The following is an 18,769-nucleotide window of genomic DNA, read 5'->3' on the forward strand; positions in this document are numbered from 1 at the left end:
ATGGAAACATCGGATGGGGCTTTTTGCCGGCGCTCGTGACATCCTGACGCAAAGACGAAAAGGCCGCCTCAACCGGCGGCCTCTCTGTCTTGCGCTTGGGACAACACGGCTCGTCGCGACGCGCTCTTACTGCAACGGCGAATGCGGTGCCGGCAGCATGATGGTCGAGTGCATCTCCTCGAGCACCTGCGTGCCCTTGCTCAAAAATTCCAGCCAGGCCGGATCTTTCATCGCGTTGCCGCGCGCGGCGGCGCGGGAGTTGAGATCGGGATAGGCCCAGATGTGGCAGACTTCGTTGGGCTGCCCGGCTTCGGTGGTCCAGAGACCGACGATCTTGGAGTATTTCTCGCGCTCCGGCATCACGCCGGTGATCAGATCGAGCCATTGCTTGGCGCCGCCGACCGGCTTGGCGCGGTAGTTGCGGAATTCGTAGATGTTGCCTGATGTCACCGGCGCCACCGGCGGGATGATTGCATTGAGCAGCCGCACCTCCTGGCGCACCAGCAGCGGACGGATCACCGGAATATACTCGCCGGTCCAGCGCGGGTTCTTGGCGAGCTCGGCGCGCAGCCGCGTCCGCTCGTTGAGATCGGCGTAGCTCCACATGTGCATGACCTGATTGAGCGGACCGATCTCGGTGATCCAGTAGCCTTCCAGCTTGCCAAAATTGTCGGCGCGGATATCGCGCGAGATCGTGCTCGCCGCCTTCACCATCTCGCCGACGGCGCCTGGACGGACCGTATAGGTGCGCAGCTCATAGATCATGGTGGTCTCCCCTGATTGTTTCCGATGGATGATGTGGGCGAACGAAAAAGCCCGGCATGAGCCGGGCTTTCGATAGGGATTGCGGACTACTCCGCAGCCTCTGCGTTGATCTCGGCCGAGACCTGGCGGATGGCGCGGGCGAGTTGCTCGGCCGGCTGGGCGCCGGACACCGCGTATTTCTGCGCGAACACGAAGGTCGGCACGCCGGAAATACCCTTCTCGGCGGCCTCCTGGGCCTGCGCCGAGACCAGCGCGACATCCTCGTCGGTGGCAAGACGCTTGCGCACGTCGTCAGCATCGAGCCCGACATCGCTTGCCGCCTGCACCAGCACGTTGCTGTCGGTGAGATCGCCGCCGTCGCGGAAATACAGCTCCATCAGCCGTTGCTTCATCTCGGCCGCCTTGCCCCTGGCCTCGGCCCAATGGATCAGGCGATGGCAGTCGATCGTGTTGGGCTGCCGCTTGACGAGCTCGGGATGGTAGGTGAGCCCCTCCTCATTGGCGGCGGCGACCACGCGGCCGGCAATGCCCTTGTAGGCCTCGACCGAGCCGAACTTGGCGGTGAGATATTCCTCGCGGCTGATGCCTTCGCGCGGCACCCAGTTGTTGAGGAAGAACGGCCGCCAATGCACCTCGACCGGTACATCGGGCACCAGCTTGAGCGCATCCTCGATGCGATGCTTGCCGATATAGCACCAGGGGCAAACGACGTCGGAGACGATGTCGAGGCGAAGTGGCTTCAGATCGCTCATGGCGGGGTTCCCGGCGGAAAATGGAACCCCAAAGGTAGGCCGAAAGCGCTCCGAGACAAGCCGCTATTTCATACTGGCTGCCATCTGCCGCATCCGCTCGGCGGTCAGCTCGTCGGCCGGGAAGAAGGTCTCCAGCGCCAGTTCCTGCAGCGTGATGTCGACCGGCGTGCCGAACACCATGGTGGTCGAGATGAAGCTCAGGATCTCGCCATTGAGGCGGAGCTTGAAGGGGAGCGCGACGTTGTTGTCGGTGGTGATCGGGGCCGACCGCGCCGGGATCGGATAGGACTTGAGGTCCTGATAGAGCTTGAGCAGCTCCGGATCGGCCGTTGCCTCGCATTGCCGATGCAGCCGCTCCAGAAGATGCGCGGCCCATTCCGCGAGGTTCACGGTGCGCGGGGCGAGGGCCTCGGGGTGGAAGGCAAGCCGCAGGATGTTGAAGGGCTGGCCGAGCAGCCGCTGCGGCACGCCCTCGAGCAGCGGCGCCACCATGCGATTGGCGGAGACCAGATTCCAGTGCCGGTCATAGGCCAGCGCCGGATTGGGCTCGTGCGCCTTCAGCACCAGGTTGATGGCCTCGCGCGCCGATTTCAGCGCCGGATCATCCAGCGAGCGTTGCGGGAATGCGGGCGCGAAACCCGCGGCGACCAGCAGCACGTTGCGTTCGCGTAGGGGCACGTCGAGGCGCTCCGCCAGTTTGAGGACCATGTCGCGCGAGGGTGCCGAGCGGCCGGTCTCGACGAAGCTCAAATGCCGCGCCGAGATCTCGGCATCAACGGCAAGGTCGAGCTGGCTGAGATGACGGCGCTGCCGCCACTCGCGCAGGTGCTCGCCGATCGGGACGGGTTTTGCGGGCTCGGCCCGCGCCATGGATGCATGTGCGTTCATGATGCAAAACCTACCATGCGGAATTCACCCGTTCCATTACGCCTGAGGTAATCGAATTGGCGCATCGGCCGGCTCATCCTCCACGGCACAGGAGATGACCATGCTGATGCTATCCCTTGTCCGCGCCCTCGCCGTCCTGCTCCCGTGGCTGGTCCATCTGGCCACTTGGCTGCTGGCGCGCTCGCTCAACATGCCGCAGCCGCTCGTGCACGCGACCGGCGTGTTCGTGTTCGCGCAGGTCTATGCGGTCGAGATGAGGGTCGGCAAGGCGCTGTGTCCGCTCCGGCTGTGGCGTCAGCTGCAGTCGCTGTTCCCCTGACCACCCCCATCCCAACCCGAGGAGACACTGCCATGATCCATTCATCCCAGCTGCTGCGCCGCGCTTTGCTTGCCGACGCCGTCTTCAGCGGCGTATCCGCCATAGCCATGGTGCTCGACGCCGGCGCGCTGGCATCGCTGCTCGGCCTGCCGGAAGCGCTGCTGCGCGAGACCGGCCTGTTCCTGATCGCTTATACCGCGCTGGTCGGCTGGCTCGGCACGCGCATGTCGGTGCCGAAGCTGCTGGTGATGCTGGTGGTCGTCGGCAACGCGGCCTGGACGCTCGCCAGCATCGCGCTGCTGCTGTCGGGCGCGGTGTCGCCGAACCTCTTCGGGACCATCGTGATCCTGGCCCAGGCAATCGCCACCGGCGTGTTCGCCGAGCTGCAATATGTCGGGCTGCGCCGCAGCGGCGAGACGGTCGCGGCGTAAATCGAATGCCGGATGTGACGAGCGGCCGTCGCGGCAAACGCGGCGGCCGTTTCCGTCAGCTCAGCACGACCGCGACGATCATGCCGGCAAAGGTCAGCGCCAGGCCGATGATCAGCATCGGCACCAGACTGCTGCCGGCAAACGGATCGGCCTGATCCTGATGAAACCACGCGCCGTCGATCGCACGCGCGATCGCTTTCGCTCTGTTCCTCATTGCACTGCTCCTGCTTCGCTTCGCCTGTAACGCTCGCCGACCGCCAGCATCACGCCCTGTCCGCCGGCGACGCCCATCTCGAGGCTCGAGGCGATGCGCCGCGCGCGATCGATGAAATGCGCCGCCGCGTCAAGCGGGCACAGCTCGGCCGCGGTCGCCTCGAACAGTTCGAGCCAGCGGTCGAAATGCGCGGCGTCGATCGGCAGCGGCATATGCTTGACCATCGGCGTGCCGTGATAGCGCCCGGTCATCAGCGCAACCGAAGACCAGAACGCGCACATCTGCGCCAGATGCGGCTCCCAATTGCTGATCCCGGTCTCGAACACCGGTCCGATCATCGGGTCCTTGCGGACCTTGGCGTAGAAGGCGCGCACCAGCTGCTCGATCATGACCTCGGTGATCCCGGTCCGCGCGACAATCCCGGCGGTGATCTGCTCGCGGCGCTCTGCTGCTGTCATGGGTCACATCCTGAATAGGTATTTCAAATGCCTATTTAGCCTGCTATAGCTGATCCGCCAAGTGCTGATTTCGAAGGGCTTCCATGCGCCTGACATTGTTCACGGATTTTGCGCTCCGCGCCCTGATGCGGCTGGCCGGCGAGCCGGACCGGTCGTTTGCGACCAGCGAGATCGCGGCCGAGTTCGACATTTCCCGCAATCACCTTGCCAAGGTGGTGCGCGACCTTGCCGACGCCGGCTTCATTGCCACCCAGCGCGGCGCGGGCGGCGGGTTCTCGCTGGCGCGGCCGGCGGAGACCATCACCCTCGGCCAGGTGGTCCGTGCGCTGGAAGGCGACAGCGCGCTGGTCGAATGTTTCAGGGATGATGGCGGAGATTGCCTGCTGCTGCCGCGCTGCCGGCTGAAGGCGAAGCTTGCGGCGGCACGCGAGGCCTTCATGCGCGAGCTCGACGGAACGACGCTCGCCGAATGCGCCTACCTGCCGCGTCCCGTCCGCCATCCCGCGAGGTCATCATGACGACGATCGCATTCGCAGACGGCGCGTTCGAGGTCGACGCCAATATCGTCGCCGAGGGCCTTGGTATCGCGGTTCCGCTGCTGCAGGCCGGGATGCGCTCGGGCGCAATCACGACGCGTTCGGAGCGCGGGCTCGACGCCGATCAGGGGCGCCATCGCCTCACATTCTTCTCGGGGAGCAAGCGTTTCCGTCTCGTCATCGACGAGCACGGCACGATCATCCAGCGCTCGACGCTGGATTTCGGCAATTCACCGTTGCCACGCGCGGCGCACCGGCCGGGCGGCTAGGACCGATCGACATTCATTGCATCCAGATCATTGCGGCAGCGAGATGGACGAAGCCGGTAAAGTTGGCGGCTCGCCTGTCATAACGGGTTGCCAAGCGTCGGAAGTGTTTGAGCTGGCAAAAGCAGTGCTCGATGCGATTGCGCTGTTTGTAGGCGTCGGCGTCGTGCGGAATGATGATCCTGCGGGTGCGGTTTGACGGGATTACCGCCGTTGCGCCGATTTCCGCAATGATCGCCCGCAGGGCGTTGCTGTCATAGGCCTTGTCGGCGAGCACGGCATCGCCGCTCTGGCCGTGGAGCAGTGCGGGCGCCTGGGTGATGTCATTAACTTGCCCAGCCGTGACGATGAAGCGGAGCGGACGGCCGAGCGCATCAGCCAGCATGTGGATCTTGGTGGTCAGTCCACCTCGGGAACGCCCCAGCGCCTGATCTTTGGCCCCCCTTTTCCGCTCGTCGCCTGCTGGTGGGCGCGAACGATGGTGCTGTCGATCATCAGATACTGGTTGTCGCGATCGGCGGTCAGAGCAGCGAACACGCACTCCCAGACGCCGGCATGGCACCAGCGGCTGAAGCGCTGATGCACCGTTTTCCACTTGCCGTACCGTTCCGGCAGGTTGCTCCAGTGTGCGCCCGATCGCAAAACCCACAAACATCCGTTGACGAACAGTCGATTGTCCGCAGCCGTACGTCCCGGGTCGCCAGCTTTCCCCGGCAGCAGTGGCGCAATCCTCGCCCATTGCGCCTCCGTCAGCTCATATCGTTTCGCCGCCACCATCTGCTCCGTGTCTCGAATCACGGAACTCTATGAATCAGCGATCAAACCGCTTGGGAATCCTGAATGTCGATCGGTCCTAGAGCGTTTTCGGGCGACGTGGGTCTCAGGCGTTCAGCGCCCGAGCGGTGCCGCGCTTCGACGAGGCGGCCTTCTTGCCCGCCGTGTTGATCAGGCTGTGACCATTGAGGTGACTGCCGTTCATCGCCGTGCCGTTGGCGAGCTTGCCGTTTGCTTTGGCAGCCTTCTTCGCCTTCCGCTGCCTGGCCCGCTCCTCGGCGAGCTTTTCGGCCTTGCGCTGTGCCTTCCGCTCGGCTCTTTCCTTCAGCCGCACCCGCTCCGCCCTCGCCTCCGCGCGCTTCTTCTTGCGCTTCTTCTCGCAGGCATCGCACTTGCAGCCGATCGGCTTCAGATAGGCTTTGAAATAGTCGGTTCCGTAGTCGTAATTGATTTCGTCGCCCGGCTCGATGTCCTTGATGGCGCGGATGAACACCTTGCGCTTGCGTGGGCGAACGTCGGATTCCGCGTTCGGCCTGCAGGCGTGGTTGATGTAGCGCGCGACGTTCTCGCGGATCGAGCCGTCGATGGTCCAGCGGTTGGTGAGCTCGAACAGATATTTGTTCTCGATCGCGTCCTCATCCTTCTTCTTCGAGTCGAGCAACGGCCCGAAATAACGGATGATCTTGGTGCCTTTCTTGATCGGCTTGGTGGCGAAAAGGCCAAGACCGGTACGGGAACGGCCGACGCGATAGGGCTTGTTGGATGATATCGTGGGCATGACGATCGAGGTTACGGCACGCAGGTGCACGCGACAGAAGTTGCGAAGCCGCCCTTCTCAGGACGATTCCGCGCGCCTGTCAGGTGTTTCCCGCGTGTCTATTGAACCTTCCCCAGATTGCATATGTCAGACACAAAGTAACGTCCGGATCGCAGGTTTCCCCCGATGAAATACCTTGCTTTTGCAACAGTCTTTATGACGGCCGCCAGCGCAAATCCTGGTCATGCCGGCTCTGAGGCGATCAGCAGCAGCTACTCATCGACCGCGCCGAAGGCCTGCCGCATGATCGGCAAGCCCAGCGAAGAGGACGGCAGCACCACCAGGGTCTGTCCGGGAAAATCCGGACTTGTGGTGCTGATCAACGAGGGCGACCTGCGCGAAGTGGTCTCGGTGGGCCGAAACCGCGAGGCGGCAGCCAGGGAACCGGCGGCGCAGGCCTGGTTCGGCCCGTTCAGCTCGACCGGCGATAGGGTCGAATGGCGTGCAGCCGGCGGCAAACCGTTTGCGATCATCCAGCGCTGGCAGATCGCCGACAACAGCGAGCAGGACAAGCGCGGCGGCCCGGTCTCGCGGGCAATGCTCGCCGTGACCCGGCTGCCGCCGGGCGATGTCTGTCATGTCGCCTATGTCGACGTCGCGGCCAATCCCAACGCCAACGAGCTGGCGCGGCAGGCGGCGGACGATTTCGCCCGCGATTTCAAATGCGGCACGGATGCGGTGAAGACGATCGGACAGAGCGGCCGGACCACGTCGCTGACCAAACGCTAGCGCGCACGGCGTTGCGCTCCCTCTCCCCTCCCCTCACCCGGAACGCTTCTAGCGATGCGTTCCGACCTCGCCCCGCTTGCGGCAGGGCAATCGCATGTGGGCTCGATCGCTCCACAAACTCGTCATGCCCGGCCTTGTGCCGGGCATCCACGTCTTGGTTTCCGCGACACAAAGACGTGGATGGCCGGGACAAGCCCGGCCATGACGGCGCGGTAACACCGGTGCTAGAGCCATATGCGATTGCCCTGCCGCAGGCGGGGCGAGGTGAATAGAACCTCAGCTCTTCTGCCTCGCACGCTTGTAGCGTTGCAGCAGCCGTTCGCCCTTGGCCGCGATGCGGCGCGCGGCGGCCACTGTTCTGGGAACGGGTTCACCCCAGGCATGGGCCGACAGCGCATGCCGCGTCGGCCGTCCGCGGTGAGCCCGCCGCGCGGATCCTTTTCGCGTGCACTGCCGGCGCGCTTCCGCGTCGAGGCTTTTGCCGCCTTGGCTTTCGCCGTCTTGCGCTACGGCCGCGCCGAGCGGCCCGCGGACAATCGCAGCATCGCGGTCAACAGCGTTTCCGCGGATGTACCCTCCGGCGACCGATCCAGGATCGTCTTGAGGCGTCCGTCGAGCAGCAGCATGGTGAAACCATGCACCAGCGACCAGGCCGACGCGATCGCGGCGGCCTGATCCAACGTAAGCTGCTCCTTGGAAATCTGCTCGTGCCGGCTGGCGCCGACGCCGCGGGTCAGCCCTGCGAACGAAGCCTCGGACGCCTCGTGCAGCGACGGGCGCGAGTGATCGAGCCGCTCGCTGCGGAACATCAGCCCGTACATGCCGGGATGTGCCTGGGCATAGGCAACATAAGCCTTGGCGCTCGCCACGCCCTTCTCGGGCGTCGTGGCCGCCGAAGCGTCCGCAGCCGCCATCGCGAGGCCGAATTGCCGGAAACCGATCGCCGCGAGTTCGCTGAGCAAACCGGTGAGATCGCCGAAATGATGCGTCGGGGCGGCGTGCGACACGCCGGCCTCGCGCGCCACCGCACGCAATGTCAGCCCCGCCAATCCATCACGCTCGAGCACGCGCTCGGCGGCCTTCAATAGTGCCTCATGCAGATCGCCGTGATGATACGGCGTGTCGTTGGCGCGGCGCCGTTGGACCGGACGAACTGCCGCAGTCCGTGCAACCCGACGGGTCGGAGCCCGTGCCGGGCGAGTCGCCTTGTTTTCTTTGGAGATTCTTGCCATGCGGCCTTATAAGTCGCAATTTTTACACTGTAAAGATTTTGCTTGACGATCGGCGGCGTCATTCTTATTGATATCTTTACGATGTAAAGATCATAAATGCAGGGAGATGCGGAATGCTCGACCAGGTCACATCCAATGCTGCGCGCACCAATCTGGCGCCGATCCCATTCGAAGCCGACGCGCCGTTCCTGAAGATCTCGGGCGAATTGCCGCGCGAGCTGAACGGCACGCTCTATCGCAACGGCCCCAATCCGCAGTTCGAGGCGCCGGGCGCGCACTGGTTCGTCGGCGACGGCATGCTGCACGCCTTCCATCTCGAGAACGGCCGCGCCAGCTACCGCAACCGCTGGGTCCGTACGCCGAAATGGCAGGCCGAGCACGATGCCGGCCGCGCGCTGTTCGGCGGCTTCGGCCGCAAGATGCCGGATGCGCCGGCCACCACGACGACGGACGGCGGCGTCGCCAACACCAACATTATCTTCCATGGCGGCCGCCTGCTCGCGCTGGAGGAAGGCCATCTGCCGACCGAGATCGAGCCCGGCACGCTCAATCGCCTCGGCTATTGCGACTACAAGGGCGCGATCACAGGCCCGTTCACCGCGCATCCGAAGATCGATCCGGCGACCGGCGAAATGGTGTTCTTCGGCTATAACGCCGCGGGCCCGCTGACGCCGGCGCTGTCGTTCGGCGCGGTGAGCACGTCCGGCGTGGTGACGCGGGTCGAACGTTTCGAGGCGCCCTATGCCAGCATGGTGCACGACTTCATCGTCACCGAGAATCATGTGCTGTTTCCGATCCTGCCGATCACCGGCAGCATGCAGCGCGCGATGCGCGGACAGGCGCCCTACGCCTGGGAGCCGGAGAAAGGCGCCTATGTCGGTGTCATGAAGCGCAGCGGCGCGTCAAAGGACATCGTCTGGTTCCGCGCCGAGACCTGCTACGTTTTCCACGTGATGAACGCGTGGGAAGACGGCAACCGCATCATCGCCGACGTGATGCAGTTCGAGGAAGCGCCGCTGTTCAATCATCCCGACGGCTCGCCGACGGACCCGCGGAAGAACCGCGCGCGCTATTGCCGCTGGACCTTCGACCTCTCCGGCAACACCGACCGCTTCACGCAAACCTATCTCGACGACCTCACCGGCGAATTTCCCCGCGTCGACGATCGCCGCGCCGGATTTGCCAGCAATCACGGCTGGTACGCCTGCGCCAACCCCGATCTGCCGATGTTCGGCGCGCTGTCAGGCATCGTGCATGTCGACGGCCGTGGCAAGCGGCTCGGCCACTATCTGCTGCCCGCCGGCGACACGATCTCCGAGCCTGTCTTCGTCGAGCGCAGCGCTGACGCCGCGGAAGGCGACGGCTGGCTGCTCGCGGTGGTCTGGCGCGCCCGCGAAAACCGCAGCGACCTCGCCGTGTTCAACGCGCAAGATGTCGAAGCGGGCCCGACCGCGCTGGTCCATCTCGGCCACCGCGTGCCCGATGGCTTCCACGGCAATTGGGTTGGGGCGGAGTAGCCAACGATCACCCCGGACGTCAGTGCGCCAACCTCTCCACGCATCATGCCCGGGCTTGTCCCGGGCATCCACGTCTCTGTCGCCGCCGACCGAAAACGAGCGGTCGGTCACTTTATGTCATTGCCAAACCTTGGATTTTTCCACCGCCTCACGATTTTGACACTGTAAAGATTTCGCTTGACGCCCCCGTTGCTCACCGTTAGGCTATCTTTACACTGTAAAGATAAGCCGATGAGGCTCACCATGACGATCTTCCTGATCCTCGCTCCCTACGGCGCCTTCGCCATGCTGATGCTGGTGACCTCGGCCACGGTGAGCCTGCTCTGTGCCGCCCTGATCTGCCTCGCCGTCATCGCGTTCGACGTCGCGCGCGGCCGCAGCATCAAGATCCTCGGCGTCGGTTCGGTCGTCATATTCGCCGCGATCGGCTCCTACCTGACCTTCGTCGATGCGACGCTGAGCAACACCGCGGTGAAGATCGCGGTCGATGCCGGCATTCTGCTGGTGTCGCTCGGCTCGATCATGATCGGCCGTCCCTTCACGCGGCAATACGCGCTGGAGCAGGTCGATGCCGAGACCGCGAAGCTGCCCGGCTTCCTCCATGCAAACTACCTGATCACCGGCGCCTGGACCGTGGCGATGCTGCTCATGCTGATTGGCAACGTTGCGGTGCTATACGTGCCGGCGCTGCCGCTGTGGACCGGCCTCTTGATCGCCTTCGCCGCACGCAATGCCGCGGTCGGCTTTACCCACTGGTATCCGCACTATCGCGCGGTCAAGGACGCGACGCCGCCGGCCGGCGCGCTGCCCTCACGCTAGACGCTGCCATCATCACAACCATTATCCCGAGGAAACGGAAACCACGACGATGAAGAGCGTATTTGCCAGGCTTGCGAGCGACTTCCTCTCCACCATCGTCTTCCTGGTGGTCTATTTCGCCACCGACAATGTCCTGATCGCCACCGGCGTTGCGATCGCGGGCGCAATCGCCCAAGTGGTCTATGCGCGCGTCAAGGGACAGTCACTCGGCTACATGACCTGGGCGAGCCTTGGGCTGGTGATCGTGCTCGGCGGCGCGACGCTACTCACCAACGATCCGCGCTTCGTGCTGGCGAAGCCCGCGATCGGCCACATCGCGATCGGCGCGATCATGCTCAGGCGCGGCTGGATGCTGCGCTATCTGCCGCCGATCGTGACCGAGACGATTCCGGAATACGCCACCCTCGCCGGCTACGCCTGGGCCGGGCTGATGTTCATCCTCGCGGCCGGCACCATTGCGATCGCGGCGACCGGTGACATGAAGCTCTGGGCATTCTACGTGTCGGTGGTGCTGGTCGGCGCCAAGATCGCCGCCTTCGCGATCCAGTATGTCGCCTTCCGCGTCCTGGTCGGAAGCCGGCTGCGCGCCGCCGCCCGCGCCTGATCGCCGCAGCCGCGAACTAGGCGCGCGCGGCAAGATGGGCTATACCCGCGCACGCGTTTTCTTCGCGCGAACGGTAGCCATTTCGCTTGAAGGCGCTTCACCTGGAGGGGAGACATCAATGGCGGTGGACGGAAACTGGAATCTCACGATGACGACGCCGATGGGCGAGCGCAAGGCGACGCTGTCGCTGGCAAGCTCGGGCGGCACGCTCACCGGCACGCAGGGCGCCGAGGGCAACTCCACCGAAATCTTTGACGGCACCGTGAACGGCGACGACGTCGCCTGGAAGGTTTCCATCACCAACCCGATGCCGCTGACGCTCGAATTCACCGGCAAGGTCTCCGGCGACGGCATCTCCGGCGAGATGGGCATCGGCCCGATGGGCAGCTTCCCCTTCACCGGCACGCGGACGTAACCGCAGCACGCGCACCACGCATGCGCATCCTGGCATCCATTGCCGTCCTGGCGGTATCAGCCACGACGGCTTCCGCACAGCAGGCAAGCGAAGCCGAACCGGCGTGGCGCGGGAGCGCGGTCGCGCTGGTGCCGGCCGGATATGTTGCGGGCACCTCTTCCAGCACGGATGCCGCCCGCACCACCGGCTACCTCGCGGTCTATGCCGCGAGCGCGGAAGACCCGAAGACGCCGGCAAGCGTCTTCGCGCCGCGTCAGATGATGGTCGTGACGCTAAGCAAGGATGGCACGCGCGCGCTGTCGGCCGAATTGAAGCCGCGCGGTCCGAGCGACATCGCGACAGGGAATGCCGACGGCGCGGACAACGATTTTGCCGCGCGCCAGGCCGAACTTGACGCGAACCGAAACGCATTGCCCGCGGGCACCGAGCCATGCGACCTCGGCGCCTGGTCGGAGGACAAGGACCTCGCGGGCCTCAACGTGCGCGCCGAGCCGTCGGTGAAGGCACGCGTGCTCGGCAAGCTGCCGCCACCCTACCATCTCAAGATGGGCGGGGCCGAGAACACGCCCGAGGGCGGCTGGCTCACCGAGTTTCGTATCATCGGCTTCAAGGACGGCTGGTTCCTGATCGAGGGCGCGATGCCGCCGGGCAAGGCCTACGAGGACGACAAGCGCTATCCGCGCAACGCGCCAAAGCCTTATGCCGGGCGCGGATGGGTTGCCACCAACAAGGTCGGCGCGAGCTACGCCAACGGCTACACCCGCATGGGCGGGCTGTTCCAGGCGCCCTTCGTCGATGCCAAGTGGACGCCGGCGCTGCGCAAGCTCGGCGGTGAGTTCGATACCGACGATGGTCCGAAACGCATCCTCGCCTGCAGCGGGCACTGGGCGCTGGTGGAGAGCCATGACGGCGTGCGCGGCTGGTGGCGCAGCCTGTGCTCCAACCAGGTGACGAACTGCAGCTAGAACCAGATCTGCATCGGCAGATCGTACGCGTCTCGCGGCGGCGCTTCGGGAACGCTTCCGCATGGTTCGCGCGCAGCCAGCGCCACTGCACACGCATCCAGCACATCGTCGCGCTTCGCGCCGGTGCCGGTCCGAACTTCCGTCTGCCAGCGATCGATCTCGCGGAAGCCTGATCGCTTCAGCAGCCTGCGTCGGAGCGCATCGCCCTCCTCCGACTTCTTGCGCGGCAAAGGCTCGCCGCTGTTCAATTGCAGGAACACCAGCTCGGGATGCACCTCGCGGATATCGCGCGTGGCGTTCGCGCGCACGAACCCGTCGACCTCCATGATCTTCTTGCCGAGATGCCAGAGCTGGCGCGACACACGGGTCTGGCCGCGGCGCAGTGCTTCCGCATTCGCGAGATCAGGTTCGTCAAACTGCTGCCACAGCCAGCGCCGCGCGCCGGCGAAGACACGCGAGGTGTGCGGGCGCAATCTTGCGCGCGCAAGCAGGTCGCAATCGCGCTCGCCGTCATCGGTCAGACCGATCGGGATATCGATCCCGGCGCGATCGAACGGGCGCGTAAGCGCGCCCGCAATGTCGCTGTGAAAGGAAATCGTACGCCGGTCGCCGTCGATGGTGACGGCGACCCAGCCTTTGGAAAATCCGTCGAGGCCGACCGCAATCAACCCGGATCCTCAACCGAGATTCAATTCCTTGAAGAAGTCGTTGCCCTTGTCGTCGATGATGATGAAGGCCGGGAAATCGACCACCTCGATGCGCCAGATCGCTTCCATGCCGAGCTCGGGATACTCGACCACCTCGACCTTCTTGATGCAGTGCTCGGCGAGGTTCGCCGCGGCGCCGCCGATCGAGCCGAGATAGAAGCCGCCATGCTTCTTGCAGGCCTCGCGCACCGCGACCGCGCGGTTGCCCTTGGCAACCATCACCATCGATCCGCCCGCGGCCTGAAACTGGTCGACGAAGGAATCCATGCGTCCCGCCGTGGTCGGGCCGAACGCACCGGAGGCGTAGCCATCGGGCGTCTTGGCGGGACCGGCGTAATAGACCGGATGGTTCTTGAAATAATCGGGCAGCGGCTCGCCCTTCTCCAGCCGCTCGCGCAGCTTGGCGTGCGCGGAGTCGCGCGCCACGATCATGGTGCCGGTCATCGAGACGCGGGTCTTGATCGGATATTGCGACAGTGTCGCGAGGATTTCCTTCATCGGCTTGTTGAGGTCGATCTTGACAACCTCGCCGCCGAGCGACTGCTCGACCGCGGGCAGATACTGCGCCGGGTTGTGCTCGAGCTCCTCGAGATAGACGCCATCCCTGGTGATCTTGCCGAGCACCTGGCGGTCCGCCGAGCAGGACACGCCGAGCCCGATCGGCAGCGAGGCGCCGTGGCGCGGCATCCGGATCACGCGCACATCGTGGCAGAAATACTTGCCGCCGAACTGCGCGCCCACCCCCAAGCTTTGCGTCATCTTGAGGATTTCCTGCTCCATCTCGAGGTCGCGGAACGCATTGCCGTCGGCCGAGCCGTGGGTCGGCAGCGCGTCGAGATAGCGCGCCGAGGCGAGCTTCACGGTCTTCATGCAGAGCTCGGCCGAGGTGCCGCCGATCACGATCGCAAGGTGGTACGGGGGACACGCCGCGGTGCCGAGCGTCAGCACCTTCTCCTTCAGGAAGGCGAGCAGCCGGTCCTTGGTCAGCACCGAGGGCGTCGCCTGAAACAGGAAGCTCTTGTTGGCGCTTCCGCCGCCTTTGGCCATGAACATGAACTTGTAGGCGTCGTCGCCCTCGGCGTAGATCTCGCACTGCGCCGGCATGTTGTTGGCAGTGTTCTTCTCCTCATACATCGACAAGGGAGCTACCTGCGAGTAGCGCAGATTGCGGCGCAGATAGGCATCGCGCGCGCCTTCGGACAGCGCGGCCTCGTCGTCACCGTCGGTGATGACGTTGCATCCCTTCTTGCCCATGATGATCGCAGTGCCGGTGTCGCTGGCACATCGGCAGCACGCCGCCGGCCGCGATGTTGGCATTCTTCAGGAAATCGAAGGCGACGAACTTGTCGTTGTCGCTGGCTTCCTTGTCCTCGAGGATCGAGCGGAGCTGCTTCAGATGGCCCGGCCGCAGATAGTGGTTGATGTCGCCGAAGGCCGCCTCGGAAAGCGCGCGCAGCGCCTCCCGCGACACCACGAGCATGTCCTTGCCCAACACCTTCTCGACCCGGACGCCATCGCTCGTGACCTTCTTGTAGGGCGTGGTGTCGGCACCAAGCGGGAACAGAGGCGTGTGCTTGTAGGGCGGAACGGGCTTCTGCTGGTCGGGGAAGGCTGAGGGGGCGTTCATGAGTTGCTCGTCGGTTTCGAAAGGCCGGTGCCGGCCGCGGGGCCGCCGGCAATGTAGAGCCGTTCTAAGCCTTTTTCCGACAAAGGAAAGGGAAGCGGGCCGCCTTCCAGCCATGCGTGGGACCGGCAATCCACGTGCTATGTTTCATGCCATCGTAATCCCAGGTTGCCACAACGCCGGCAAGCCGCGGAACGGCCAAGGAAACCATCAGGAAGCCATCAGGAGACCTTCATGAAGACAGCGCTTTTCGTCTGGTTCGCGGCGCTGGCCATGTTGGTCGTGATCCCGACCGGCGCTGATGCCGCCCGCCTCGGCAGGCCGTGCGGCGGCCTTGCCGGACTGCAATGCAGCGGTCGCGGCCAGTTCTGCCAGTTCAAGCCCGGGACCTGCGGCCGCTTCGACCAGACCGGCACCTGCGCGTTCCGCCGAACGATCTGCAACAAGATCTTCAAGCCCGTATGCGGCTGCGACGGTAAGACCTATGGCAATGATTGCGAGCGCCGGGCCGCCGGGGCCTCCAAGGCGCAGGACGGCAAGTGCTCGTCCTGACGTGGCCATATTGACGCGCTCCGCGGGAGCCTGCATGTAGCTTCGCGTACTTTCATACCGCGGGGGTATTTCGTGACAGCATCGTTGCGCCGACGCTTGCCTTTGAGCATCCGCTCCACTCTGCCGGCCGCGCTGATCGCGCTGGCGACGGTTTTCGTCGCAGCGCCTGCGCATGCCGATCCCTGCGTGGACATCGCCAAGCAGCTCGCCGGCCAGATCGACGGGCTGAAGGTCAATTTCAGCGCCGCCAACATCACCTATCTCACGCACCCGGCGGCGAAGGAATTGTCGCTTGGCTGCCGCGGCAAGGATTACTCGATCGAGCTCTACGCCAAGACCGATCGCAAGATGAAGCCGGAGTTCTTCAACCTGGTCGGCTCCGCCACGGCGCTGATCTTCACCGTGCCGAAGGACGACGCCGTCACCGGCACCTCACGCTGCCTGAAGCGCATGGGCATCTTGCGCGGCAACACCATCACGATGCGCTATCGCCGCCTCGACCTCGAATGCACCCGCAACAAGACCGACGCCTCGATCACGGTTCGTCGCGGCAACAACGAGTGATCAGCCTTCGCCGGTGATGCGCGCGATGGCGTCGAGCACCCGGCCCCATCCCGGGCTCATCATGTCGAAGGCGAAGCGGTTGCCCGGCAGCACGAAGCCGTCATGCACCATCCGCAGATGGGTACCGCCTTCGACCGGCGTCAGCGTCCAGGTGACGATCGTATCGAGCTTCGAGCCGTATTCCGGATTGGTATCAGCGCCGCCCTTCCAGGAGTAGCGCAACAGGCGCGGCGGATCGCAATCCAGCACCTCGCAATGCACGACACCGTCCCAGTCGCCCATCGGCTTGGTGTGGAAATTGAAGCGATGGCCAACGGCCGGCACGAAATCGTTCGGCATCAGCCACTTCGCGATTCGATCGCTCGTCGTCAGCGTCCGCCAGATCTTATCGGCCGCGTAAGGCAGCATTTTCTCGACCGTGATCGCGTGCGTCTCACCCATCACTCACTCTCCTTCAACAGCCGTTCCAGATTTGCGAAGCGCTCGGCCCAGAACGTCTCGTAATGGCCGAGCCAGTCGATCAGCGGACCGAGCCCCTTCGGCGCGATGCGATAATGGATATGCCGGCCGTCGCGGCGCTCAGCGACCAGCCCTGCATCGCGCAGCGCGCGCAGATGTTGCGACACCGCCGGCTGCGACACCTTTGAACCCTGCACCAGGCCGGTCGCGGCGATCTCGCCTTCCCGCGCAATCCGCTCGAATACCGCTCGCCGCGTCGGGTCCGCGAGGGTCTTCAACACATCGGTCAGCTGCGTGGCGGCGGGCATGAAAATATATAAGAAATTGCTTATATGATTGTCAAGACAGTCGCGACGGAGGAACGTCTCGCTTGCTCCGAAAGTTGATCGCTGCGGTCGCATGTTTGCCGGGAAAAGGGTGCGATAATATCGACTGGAATCGCGCGGAGCCGCTCATGATCGCAAAGCTCCTTCTGCAGAATACCTTCTTCGTCATCGCCATGGCCGTGCTGCTGTTTGCCTTCGCAGGTACGCTGCACTGGCCCGGCGCATGGGCCTATCTGATCGCCTCGGCCGTGATCGGCCCGGCCTGCGGGCTGTGGCTCGCCAAGGTCGATCCCGGACTGCTGGCCGAGCGCATGCGCCTCACCGCGCGTGAAGGCCAGCCCACCGAGGACAAGCGGTTCATGCTGGTGTTCCTGGTCGTTGCCGTGCTGTGGTTCGTCGCGATGGGGCTCGACCGGCGCTTTGGCGGCGTCAATGACGGCGTGACGCTGATCGTGCTCGGCCTTGTGCTGTATCTGGTCTCGACCGTGGCGATCCTGTGGGTGTTCCGCACCAACTCGTTCGCCGCGCCGGTCGTGAAGGTGCAGACCGAGCGCGACCATCACGTCATCTCGACCGGTCCCTACGCGCTGGTCCGCCATCCGATGTATACGAGCGTGATGCTGTTCTTCATCGGCGTGCCGCTGACGCTCGGCTCCTGGTGGGGCCTCGCCTTCGTGCCGGTGTTCTTCGTGATGTTTGCGATCCGCACCCGGATTGAGGAGCGCACGCTGGTGACGGGATTGTCAGGCTACGCCGATTATACGGCACGGGTGCGCTACCGCCTCGTGCCCGGGCTGTGGTGAGGGATCATCATGGCGGAGAAGACCTACACCGGCGGTTGCCATTGCGGACAGGTCCGCTTCGAATGCACCACCGATATGGCCATGGTGACGGCCTGCAACTGCTCGATCTGCACCAAGAAGGGCCTGCACTTCGTGTTCATGCCGCCGTCGAGCTTCCAGCTTCGCGCCGGCGCCGAGAACCTCAAGGAATATCTCTTCAACCGCCATGCGATCCGCCATCAACTTTGCGTCGATTGCGGCGTCGACGTGTTCGCGCGCGGCAAGAAGCCCGACGGCACCGACATCGTGGCGCTGAATGTCAGCTGCATCGATGGCATCGATCTGTCGAAGATCGCGATGACGCCGGTGGATGGGCGGAGCCGGTAGCCTTCCACGCCGTCATTCCGGGGCACGCGGAGCGTGAACCCGGAATCCAGAGATTGTGGCGCGAGATTCCGGGTTCGCTTCGCGCCCCGGAATGACGGCGATCACAAATCCAGCGCCTTGTAGCGCCGGAAAATGCCCTCTTCGTTGAAAGGAATCCGCCGCTCGCTGGCCAGATACGTCTGGATGTTCGGCCGCTCGGCGACGCGATCGCGCAGCGCGATCAGGCGCGGGATATTCTTCTCGAATGCCGCCATCCGCTTCGGAAACGCGTAGCGCAGGCCGTCCACGATCTGGAATAGCGACAGGTCGGCGTAGGTCAGCCGGCGGCCGGTGACGAACGCACCTCGGTTGGCCTGCACGAGATCCTCGAAATAGCCGAGATATTTCGGCACCCGCGAATCCCAGAACTCCTCGGAGCGTTTCTTCGCCGGAGCCTTCTGGTCCTCGTAATACAGCGATGGCCCGAGCGGATGATGAGTATCGTGGATCTCCACCACGAAGTCCGCGATCGTCAGCTGCAGCTGGTGCACCCAGAGCTTTCCGCCCTCCGCCTTCGGCGCCAGGCCGTGGCGCGCGCCGAGATAGAGCAGGATATTGGCGGTCTGCCCGATCACGAGACTGCCGGCCTTGAGGAACGGCGGCGCGAAGGGCGGCGTGCCCTTGTGTGCCTCCATCATCTTCGTCATGGCACCCATGCCGCCCTTGGCGCGCGCGACATCGGTGTAGCCGGCGCCCGCATCCTCGAGCGCGAGGCGGACATATTCGCCGCGGCCCTGGATCATCGGCCAGTAGTAAAGCTGATAGTGCATGCACTTACCTCCGAAAACTTCGCCGCATCGGTTCGCTTCAACTCGATCGTAGCCACGC

26 protein-coding genes and 1 pseudogene are annotated in these 18,769 nt (G+C 64.5%); 14 read left to right on the forward strand and 13 right to left on the reverse strand.

The window, feature by feature from the left end; all coding sequences use genetic code 11:
• Nucleotides 1–126 precede the first annotated feature (126 nt).
• The 3 genes from ACSKB9_RS09120 to ACSKB9_RS09130 all read right to left on the reverse strand — a co-directional run bounded on the left by ACSKB9_RS09120 (nucleotide 127) and on the right by ACSKB9_RS09130 (nucleotide 2,405).
• Entirely contained in the window at nucleotides 127–765 is a 639-nt protein-coding gene (locus ACSKB9_RS09120) for an NIPSNAP family protein (RefSeq protein ID WP_438072662.1), read from the reverse strand.
• An 86-nt stretch (nucleotides 766–851) separates the two neighbouring features.
• The gene (locus ACSKB9_RS09125) at nucleotides 852–1,517 is read right to left on the reverse strand and encodes a DsbA family oxidoreductase (RefSeq protein ID WP_438072664.1); all 666 of its coding nucleotides are present in this window, start codon (nucleotides 1,515–1,517) and stop codon (nucleotides 852–854) included.
• Nucleotides 1,518–1,580: 63 nt separating this feature from the next.
• Nucleotides 1,581–2,405 carry a helix-turn-helix domain-containing protein gene (locus tag ACSKB9_RS09130; protein WP_438072666.1) on the reverse strand — a complete coding sequence of 275 codons (825 nt, stop codon included), beginning with the start codon at nucleotides 2,403–2,405 and terminating at the stop codon, nucleotides 1,581–1,583.
• Nucleotides 2,406–2,499: 94 nt separating this feature from the next.
• Between ACSKB9_RS09130 and ACSKB9_RS09135 the strand changes: the two genes are divergently transcribed.
• Complete coding sequence (locus ACSKB9_RS09135) at nucleotides 2,500–2,724, forward strand: hypothetical protein (protein WP_438072667.1); 225 nt, start codon at nucleotides 2,500–2,502, stop codon at nucleotides 2,722–2,724.
• Between the two features lie 32 nt (nucleotides 2,725–2,756).
• Nucleotides 2,757–3,155: a hypothetical protein gene (locus ACSKB9_RS09140; protein ID WP_092085014.1), complete on the forward strand. Its 399-nt coding sequence runs from the start codon at nucleotides 2,757–2,759 to the stop codon at nucleotides 3,153–3,155.
• A gap of 55 nt (nucleotides 3,156–3,210) precedes the next feature.
• Here ACSKB9_RS09140 and ACSKB9_RS09145 read toward each other — a convergent pair whose 3' ends face one another.
• Together ACSKB9_RS09145 and ACSKB9_RS09150 are read right to left on the reverse strand one after the other, a co-directional pair.
• Nucleotides 3,211–3,369: a hypothetical protein gene (locus ACSKB9_RS09145; protein WP_194295321.1), complete on the reverse strand. Its 159-nt coding sequence runs from the start codon at nucleotides 3,367–3,369 to the stop codon at nucleotides 3,211–3,213.
• Nucleotides 3,366–3,827, reverse strand: coding sequence for a group III truncated hemoglobin (locus ACSKB9_RS09150; RefSeq protein WP_438072670.1), 462 nt, complete (start codon nucleotides 3,825–3,827; stop codon nucleotides 3,366–3,368). The genes ACSKB9_RS09145 and ACSKB9_RS09150 overlap by 4 nt, the downstream gene beginning before the upstream one ends.
• Before the next feature lie 83 nt (nucleotides 3,828–3,910).
• Here ACSKB9_RS09150 and ACSKB9_RS09155 point away from each other — a divergent pair, with 83 nt between their 5' ends.
• The gene (locus tag ACSKB9_RS09155; protein ID WP_438072672.1) at nucleotides 3,911–4,345 is read left to right on the forward strand and encodes an RrF2 family transcriptional regulator; all 435 of its coding nucleotides are present in this window, start codon (nucleotides 3,911–3,913) and stop codon (nucleotides 4,343–4,345) included.
• Nucleotides 4,342–4,632: a DUF6522 family protein gene (locus tag ACSKB9_RS09160; RefSeq protein ID WP_438072674.1), complete on the forward strand. Its 291-nt coding sequence runs from the start codon at nucleotides 4,342–4,344 to the stop codon at nucleotides 4,630–4,632. The genes ACSKB9_RS09155 and ACSKB9_RS09160 overlap by 4 nt, the downstream gene beginning before the upstream one ends.
• A gap of 13 nt (nucleotides 4,633–4,645) precedes the next feature.
• Here the strand turns inward: ACSKB9_RS09160 and ACSKB9_RS09165 are convergent.
• Together ACSKB9_RS09165 and ACSKB9_RS09170 are read right to left on the reverse strand one after the other, a co-directional pair.
• A protein-coding gene (locus ACSKB9_RS09165) for an IS5 family transposase (protein WP_438072676.1) occupies nucleotides 4,646–5,406 on the reverse strand; the annotation gives its coding sequence in 2 pieces (ribosomal slippage) (nucleotides 4,646–5,061 and nucleotides 5,061–5,406; 762 coding nt in all).
• 103 nt (nucleotides 5,407–5,509) lie between these two features.
• Nucleotides 5,510–6,181: an SET domain-containing protein gene (locus ACSKB9_RS09170; RefSeq protein WP_438072678.1), complete on the reverse strand. Its 672-nt coding sequence runs from the start codon at nucleotides 6,179–6,181 to the stop codon at nucleotides 5,510–5,512.
• A 195-nt stretch (nucleotides 6,182–6,376) separates the two neighbouring features.
• Here ACSKB9_RS09170 and ACSKB9_RS09175 point away from each other — a divergent pair, with 195 nt between their 5' ends.
• A complete protein-coding gene (locus ACSKB9_RS09175) occupies nucleotides 6,377–6,949 on the forward strand; it encodes a hypothetical protein (RefSeq protein ID WP_438072679.1) in 573 nt (190 codons plus the stop codon).
• Nucleotides 6,950–7,455: 506 nt separating this feature from the next.
• Here the strand turns inward: ACSKB9_RS09175 and ACSKB9_RS09180 are convergent.
• Nucleotides 7,456–8,181 carry a TetR/AcrR family transcriptional regulator gene (locus ACSKB9_RS09180; protein ID WP_438072681.1) on the reverse strand — a complete coding sequence of 242 codons (726 nt, stop codon included), beginning with the start codon at nucleotides 8,179–8,181 and terminating at the stop codon, nucleotides 7,456–7,458.
• Between the two features lie 113 nt (nucleotides 8,182–8,294).
• On the opposite strand from ACSKB9_RS09180, the gene ACSKB9_RS09185 reads away from it, so the two are divergent.
• From ACSKB9_RS09185 to ACSKB9_RS09205, 5 genes are all read left to right on the forward strand, one after another.
• Nucleotides 8,295–9,698 carry a carotenoid oxygenase family protein gene (locus ACSKB9_RS09185; RefSeq protein WP_438072682.1) on the forward strand — a complete coding sequence of 468 codons (1,404 nt, stop codon included), beginning with the start codon at nucleotides 8,295–8,297 and terminating at the stop codon, nucleotides 9,696–9,698.
• 243 nt (nucleotides 9,699–9,941) lie between these two features.
• On the forward strand, nucleotides 9,942–10,517 hold the full coding sequence (locus ACSKB9_RS09190; protein ID WP_438080126.1) for a hypothetical protein: 576 nt from the start codon (nucleotides 9,942–9,944) through the stop codon (nucleotides 10,515–10,517).
• A gap of 49 nt (nucleotides 10,518–10,566) precedes the next feature.
• Nucleotides 10,567–11,121, forward strand: a complete 555-nt coding sequence (locus ACSKB9_RS09195) for an inner membrane-spanning protein YciB (RefSeq protein ID WP_438072684.1) — start codon at nucleotides 10,567–10,569, stop codon at nucleotides 11,119–11,121.
• Between the two features lie 118 nt (nucleotides 11,122–11,239).
• Entirely contained in the window at nucleotides 11,240–11,536 is a 297-nt protein-coding gene (locus ACSKB9_RS09200) for a hypothetical protein (RefSeq protein ID WP_438072686.1), read from the forward strand.
• A 20-nt stretch (nucleotides 11,537–11,556) separates the two neighbouring features.
• Nucleotides 11,557–12,501, forward strand: coding sequence for an SH3 domain-containing protein (locus ACSKB9_RS09205; protein WP_438072688.1), 945 nt, complete (start codon nucleotides 11,557–11,559; stop codon nucleotides 12,499–12,501).
• Here ACSKB9_RS09205 and ACSKB9_RS09210 read toward each other — a convergent pair.
• Both ACSKB9_RS09210 and ACSKB9_RS09215 read right to left on the reverse strand, forming a co-directional pair.
• Nucleotides 12,498–13,169 (reverse strand): DUF429 domain-containing protein, encoded by a 672-nt coding sequence (locus tag ACSKB9_RS09210; RefSeq protein ID WP_438072689.1) that lies wholly within the window; start codon nucleotides 13,167–13,169, stop codon nucleotides 12,498–12,500. The two genes, ACSKB9_RS09205 and ACSKB9_RS09210, sit on opposite strands and share 4 nt — an antisense overlap.
• 9 nt (nucleotides 13,170–13,178) lie before the next feature.
• A pseudogene (locus tag ACSKB9_RS09215) lies at nucleotides 13,179–14,835 on the reverse strand (fumarate hydratase).
• 231 nt (nucleotides 14,836–15,066) lie between these two features.
• Here ACSKB9_RS09215 and ACSKB9_RS09220 point away from each other — a divergent pair.
• Entirely contained in the window at nucleotides 15,067–15,384 is a 318-nt protein-coding gene (locus tag ACSKB9_RS09220) for a hypothetical protein (RefSeq protein WP_438072691.1), read from the forward strand.
• 102 nt (nucleotides 15,385–15,486) lie between these two features.
• Entirely contained in the window at nucleotides 15,487–15,948 is a 462-nt protein-coding gene (locus ACSKB9_RS09225; protein WP_438072693.1) for a hypothetical protein, read from the forward strand.
• Here the strand turns inward: ACSKB9_RS09225 and ACSKB9_RS09230 are convergent, their stop codons facing one another.
• Together ACSKB9_RS09230 and ACSKB9_RS09235 are read right to left on the reverse strand one after the other, a co-directional pair.
• A complete protein-coding gene (locus tag ACSKB9_RS09230) occupies nucleotides 15,949–16,389 on the reverse strand; it encodes an SRPBCC family protein (protein WP_438072695.1) in 441 nt (146 codons plus the stop codon).
• Nucleotides 16,389–16,715: an ArsR/SmtB family transcription factor gene (locus tag ACSKB9_RS09235; protein WP_438072697.1), complete on the reverse strand. Its 327-nt coding sequence runs from the start codon at nucleotides 16,713–16,715 to the stop codon at nucleotides 16,389–16,391. The genes ACSKB9_RS09230 and ACSKB9_RS09235 overlap by 1 nt, the downstream gene beginning before the upstream one ends.
• A gap of 146 nt (nucleotides 16,716–16,861) precedes the next feature.
• On the opposite strand from ACSKB9_RS09235, the gene ACSKB9_RS09240 reads away from it, so the two are divergent.
• Together ACSKB9_RS09240 and ACSKB9_RS09245 are read left to right on the forward strand one after the other, a co-directional pair.
• On the forward strand, nucleotides 16,862–17,536 hold the full coding sequence (locus ACSKB9_RS09240) for a methyltransferase family protein (protein ID WP_438072699.1): 675 nt from the start codon (nucleotides 16,862–16,864) through the stop codon (nucleotides 17,534–17,536).
• A 9-nt stretch (nucleotides 17,537–17,545) separates the two neighbouring features.
• On the forward strand, nucleotides 17,546–17,902 hold the full coding sequence (locus ACSKB9_RS09245) for a GFA family protein (protein ID WP_057018339.1): 357 nt from the start codon (nucleotides 17,546–17,548) through the stop codon (nucleotides 17,900–17,902).
• A gap of 101 nt (nucleotides 17,903–18,003) precedes the next feature.
• On the opposite strand, the gene ACSKB9_RS09250 is transcribed toward ACSKB9_RS09245, so the two are convergent.
• Complete coding sequence (locus tag ACSKB9_RS09250; protein WP_438072701.1) at nucleotides 18,004–18,711, reverse strand: glutathione S-transferase; 708 nt, start codon at nucleotides 18,709–18,711, stop codon at nucleotides 18,004–18,006.
• Nucleotides 18,712–18,769 lie beyond the last annotated feature (58 nt).

Origin of the sequence: Bradyrhizobium sp. BR 1433 (assembly GCF_051547665.1) — a bacterium.
GTDB classification, from domain to species: domain Bacteria; phylum Pseudomonadota; class Alphaproteobacteria; order Rhizobiales; family Xanthobacteraceae; genus Bradyrhizobium; species Bradyrhizobium australafricanum.